The organism is uncultured Marinococcus sp., assembly GCF_947493875.1.
In the GTDB taxonomy this organism is placed as follows: Bacteria; Bacillota; Bacilli; order Bacillales; family Marinococcaceae; genus Marinococcus.
The window spans coordinates 1-4,916 of record NZ_CANLSU010000019.1 but is presented as its reverse complement, the minus strand read 5'-3'; the positions used below and the strand labels follow the sequence as shown (position 1 = coordinate 4,916).

General features: G+C 38.4%; 7 protein-coding genes. All 7 read left to right on the top strand.

Going from position 1 to position 4,916, the window contains the following annotated elements; genetic code table 11:
- The first annotated feature begins 325 nt into the window (after positions 1-325).
- Positions 326-913 (top strand): DUF4145 domain-containing protein, encoded by a 588-nt coding sequence (locus Q0757_RS16845; RefSeq protein ID WP_298789282.1) that lies wholly within the window; start codon positions 326-328, stop codon positions 911-913.
- A 78-nt stretch (positions 914-991) separates the two neighbouring features.
- Positions 992-1,276 (top strand): hypothetical protein, encoded by a 285-nt coding sequence (locus Q0757_RS16840; protein WP_298789281.1) that lies wholly within the window; start codon positions 992-994, stop codon positions 1,274-1,276.
- A gap of 11 nt (positions 1,277-1,287) precedes the next feature.
- Positions 1,288-2,550: a plasmid recombination protein gene (locus Q0757_RS16835; protein ID WP_298789280.1), complete on the top strand. Its 1,263-nt coding sequence runs from the start codon at positions 1,288-1,290 to the stop codon at positions 2,548-2,550.
- A gap of 23 nt (positions 2,551-2,573) precedes the next feature.
- Entirely contained in the window at positions 2,574-2,852 is a 279-nt protein-coding gene (locus tag Q0757_RS16830) for a helix-turn-helix domain-containing protein (protein ID WP_298789279.1), read from the top strand.
- A gap of 21 nt (positions 2,853-2,873) precedes the next feature.
- A complete protein-coding gene (locus tag Q0757_RS16825) occupies positions 2,874-3,149 on the top strand; it encodes a helix-turn-helix transcriptional regulator (RefSeq protein WP_298789278.1) in 276 nt (91 codons plus the stop codon).
- A gap of 330 nt (positions 3,150-3,479) precedes the next feature.
- Positions 3,480-4,400 (top strand): protein rep, encoded by a 921-nt coding sequence (locus Q0757_RS16820; protein WP_298789277.1) that lies wholly within the window; start codon positions 3,480-3,482, stop codon positions 4,398-4,400.
- Positions 4,393-4,911: a PBECR4 domain-containing protein gene (locus tag Q0757_RS16815; RefSeq protein ID WP_298789276.1), complete on the top strand. Its 519-nt coding sequence runs from the start codon at positions 4,393-4,395 to the stop codon at positions 4,909-4,911. The genes Q0757_RS16820 and Q0757_RS16815 overlap by 8 nt, the downstream gene beginning before the upstream one ends.
- Positions 4,912-4,916: the final 5 nt, after the last annotated feature.

The following is a 4,916-nucleotide window of genomic DNA, read 5'->3' as shown; positions in this document are numbered from 1 at the left end:
CCTGTTACTTTTTTAGAACACGAGAAAAATAAATGGATTAATCAAACCCATATTCTTCATCAAACGAAATAAAAAAAATCTACGGAAGACCGTAGATTTTCTGAAATTAAATTTGGTTTGGTACGACAGAGACAATCTCCCTGTGGGATACTCGCATTATTATTTTGCACTGCTATATCAGCTGCAGTGCCCATGCGCGGGAGCACGAAGTACCAAGCATTCGCACTATCACGATAATAAGACATTTTTGCTTATCATCGTAAACTTATATTATCAAATTTATTTTTTTTATTCAACTAATTTGTTCGGAATGGGGGAAGCTTATATGATCGAATTTTATTGGTCTAAAACACATATACTCAAGTCGAGACGATTTGTTTGTGGTTACTGTAGTGCAGAGGTTGCTTCAAAAAATGGTTATGCGATTGGTGAGTTTGAGGACGGTAGCCGTGTTATTGAAGGCTATGGGATTTATCTTTGTCCCTCCTGTAAACATCCAACGTTCTTTTCTCCAGATGGTGAGCAGAAGCCTAATTTCTTAATTGGTGATGAAATAAGTCATTTACCTAAGGAGATTGGTACTTTATATGAAGAAGCTAGACAATCTTTTGGAGCTAGAGCTTATACGGGTGTGGCGTTACTTTGTCGAAAGTTGTTGATGAATCTTGCAGTTCAATTGGAAGCAGATAAAAACTTAAAATTTATAGAATATGTAGATTATCTTAAAGATGAAAATTATATACCTAAATATAGTAGAGATTGGGTAGACCATATTAGGAAGTCAGGTAACTTAGCTACTCATGAAATTGGAAATATAGATCGAAATGAAGCAGAAATGCTTTTGAAATTCACTGAGATGTTATTAAAAATAACTTATGAGTATCCAAGTTTTGTTAAGAACAGACAGAGTTAATTTTATTTGGTCCATTCTTTTTAGCTTTTTTATCGTCAATGTAACCGGACTTTGGCGAAGCCAATGGAGGATTAAGAATTGACGATTATTGATGGTTTCCAGGCTCTTGGCGACAGCAAAAAGGAAAAACACTTTTTTCCCTTTTTGCTTCGTCCTCGACAGAGCCCCCGGAGGGATAAAGAAAGTTTTTGGCTGCCCCTTTTTTCAAAAAGGGGCGGTCTTTTTTTTGGCCATGCGGAGCATGGCTCGGCGCAGCCGACATGCCTCGCAGAGCGCTTTCGTTTTGACACACCTGTCAAAACTCAGAAAGCGTTACTTTGGCAAAGTAACAAATATCTGGTAGGCTCAGAGGTAGCGAGGTGATCGGAATGGGCATGAGTATCTCCCTCAAAAAGGATACGAGGAAGACCAACATTAAACATAATAATCGGGAGTTCACGGAACGGGGAAAAGAACGAAATGATCACATTGACTTCTCGAAATCGGATCGGAATGTCTACTTGGTGAAGATGGATCTTCGGGAATTATATGAGCGAGAGTTTGGAGCAGCGAAAGATCGGTATAACGACAAGCAGCAACGCCGGGACCGAAAAATTGATGATTACTACAAGCATGTCCAGCAGAGTAAAAAGACGAGACCCCAACAGGAAATGATTGTACAGATCGGAGAGCAGGATCAGTTTCAGGACAATGAGGCCAACCGGGAAATGGCGAAGGACGTGCTCCAGGAATGGTTCCAGGAGTTCCAACAGCGTAATCCCCAACTGAAAATGTACAATGCGGTGATTCATGATGATGAAGCAAGCCCCCATATGCATATGAACTTTGTGCCAGTGGCTACCGGGTACCAAAAAGGGATGGATACGCAGGTGTCGTTTGACCGGGCGATCAAGCAGCAGGATGTAACGTTGAATCAGACGCATCCGTTTGAAGACTGGCGGGAACGAGAGATTGGATTTTTAGAAGAAAAAATCAATGCCCGGGGGATTGATCGGGAGCTCGTGGGAACGAATGACTATGAGGACATGAATGACTTCAAAGCGAAGACGAAAGAGCTCGAAGACCTGGAGCAACAGATTGAAGAGAAACAGGCGATTCTGGAGCCGATGAAGGAGTTTGAGCAAAATTTCCACCGGATTACCTCAGGAGCGAAAGAAAAGCGTGCTATGGGCTTCACAGGAGCTCGTAAAGTGGAACTGTCCAAAGAGAGCTATGATGAATTGTATAATCTGGCAAAGGGCTCGTTTGATATGAAAAATAAAAACCAACATTTATACAGAGAATTAGGGAGTGCCCAAGATCATCTGCGATCGGCCCAAAGTTCGAACGAGGAATTGCGGGATGAAAATGAGCAATTGAAAAAGAACAACCGGCATTTAACGAATGAAAATAAGATTTTGCATAAGGCATTGGACTTGCTGAAAGAGCAGTTCTACAATCAAAAGCAGCAGTTTGCTGATATGGTTGGTCGAGCCAAAGGGAAAGCTATTGAATCGTTCAGCTTAAAAAAATATCCAACTAGCTTGAAGCGAGACGATGAAGAATCAGCAATGAATCAGGTCTTTCAAGAAAAACAGCAGCAACGAAAAGAACAACAGCAAAAAAATCAGAGAAAAGGTCCGGATTTAGGCATGTAAAATCATCTGGGGGGATAGACGCCATGGCTAGTAAAGGCAGCATATCAACAGCAAAAAAACTATTAAAACTTGCACAGAGCGAGGAAAAATCAGATCGTACTTATGCTCACTTGCTTTCTAAAGCAATCGATAGACGAATAGCTTTAGGATTAACTCAGGTCATGGTGGGGGAGAAAAGCGGATTGGATGGAAAAACTATTTCAAGAATTGAACGAGTAGATACCCAGGTCACAGCAAAGACATTTTTTCGATACTTAAACAGTCTTGATTTGGAATGTAAGTTAAGAGAAAAGGATAGTTGAGTGAAGGAGTAGGATAGCCTAATGGGAGCACGAATCAGCCATTCGAGTTGGGAAAAGTTATTTCAGTTGGGGGAAAGTCAAGAAGAGACCGATCAGGCCTATGCCAAGATGTTAGAGACTGCGATGGAGATACGAGTTGAATTGGGATTGACGCAAGCTATGCTGGCGGAGAAGAGTGGCCTAACATCTAGCATGATCTCTAAAATGGAAAGTGGAAATAATCATCCGACCATGAAAACATTTTTAAAATATCTTCGAGGGTTAGAAATTGATTGGGCATTAATGCAAAAAAAGTAGTGCCTGCGATACGATGCTGCAAATATAAAAAATATGCTTGGAGGAATATATTCCTCCAAGCATATTTTTTATATTGTTTATGTTTTTAGGAATGATTGAGCGAAGCGAAAATCAGTTCCTACTTATCTTGATACTAAGGGTAACTATTTACGGCGATAGGTAAGTCTCAAATCCTTTGAGCGAGTAGGTATAAAACGAAAAAAACTTGCGTTTTTCAGCATACTGTTTTACCCTTTAAGGTAACCACACCAAAAAAAGGAAAAGCAGGGCTGAGTGCAAGTTTTTCGTCCTAATGAGGGTCTCAGCCCTCAGAAAGGAATATCATTTGTTATGGAAAAGTATAAAGAGAAAAAACTTAAAAATCAAGTATTGGCAAGGTTTATTCGTAAGTTTTTGTCCGAGTCGTCATGGGAGATTGTCCAGGATTGTAATACATTTATGATGATGGTGGCTGATGAAACGTTGGAAAATAAAAAACAGCATAAAGGAAATACCTGCAAAAACCGATTTTGTCCTATTTGTTCCTGGAAGAAAGCAAGGAAAGAAGCGTTGGCCTTAGCGATCCAAATGGAATATATCAAAGATGCATATAACAAGGATTTTATTTTCCTCACACTGACGACACCGAATGTGAAGGCTGAAGAATTACACGATGAAATTAGAGAATATAATCACGCTTTTCAAAAACTAGTGAAGCGAAAAGAAGTTCAAAGTATTGTTAAAGGCTATATTCGAAAGTTAGAGGTTACATATAATCAAGATCGAGACGACTACAACCCTCATTTTCATGTGCTGATTGCGGTGAATAAAAGCTATTTTAATGATCGTAAACAATATATTACTCAAGCACGATGGTTGGATCTCTGGCAGCAGGTTACTAATAATCCGTTGATTACGAACGTTCATGTGCAAAAGGTTCGAACGAACAGCAAAAAAGAAGTGGCTGAGCTGGCCAAATACTCGGCGAAAGATAGTGACTACCTGGCGAATGAAAAAGTCTTTGATGCTTTTTATAAAGGGTTAAAAGGAAAGCAATTGATGGTGTACTCCGGACTTTTCAAAGAATCGAATAAGTTGTTTAAAGATGGCGAACTCGATCACTATAAAGAGCAAGATCCAACAGAATATATCTATGCGTTGCTTTATCATTGGGGTAAGGGAAATTATGTTGAAGATGAAAAAAGGATGTTAACAAGGCAAGAACAAAAAGAAGTCAATGGTTTGATGTTTGAGGAGGATGCAATTGAGTGATCGAGTTAATGAATTAACACTTCAGGAAATCACAGAGTTTTATCGAGATAATTTTGTTGGAAAAGTTTTGAGATATGATGTTAGACATAAATCGACTCCTTTTTTAATAAAATTCGATGAGGGGCATTTAATGCATTTATTAGGTTTACACAAGTTTGGATATAAAAGAGGTGAGAAAATTTATAAGGATTTATTACGGGGGAAAATAAGTTATAAAACTTTAAATAATAGGGATGAGGGTCGATTTAAAGCATACCATTTTAGAATGAAATATTTTTGTTTCTTAACTGAGGTTATGGAAAATTCTAGAATAGCTATATATGATCCAAAGAGGACAGAAAGTCGTATAAATGCTGATTTTATATTTTATAATCAAGTGTTTGATCGTTTTTTATCTCTTGGAATTAGAAAAGAAAAAAATGATAGCGAGTTTTATATTCCTGTTACTTTTTTAGAACACGAGAAAAATAAATGGATTAATCAAACCCATATTCTTCATCAAACGAAATAAAAAAA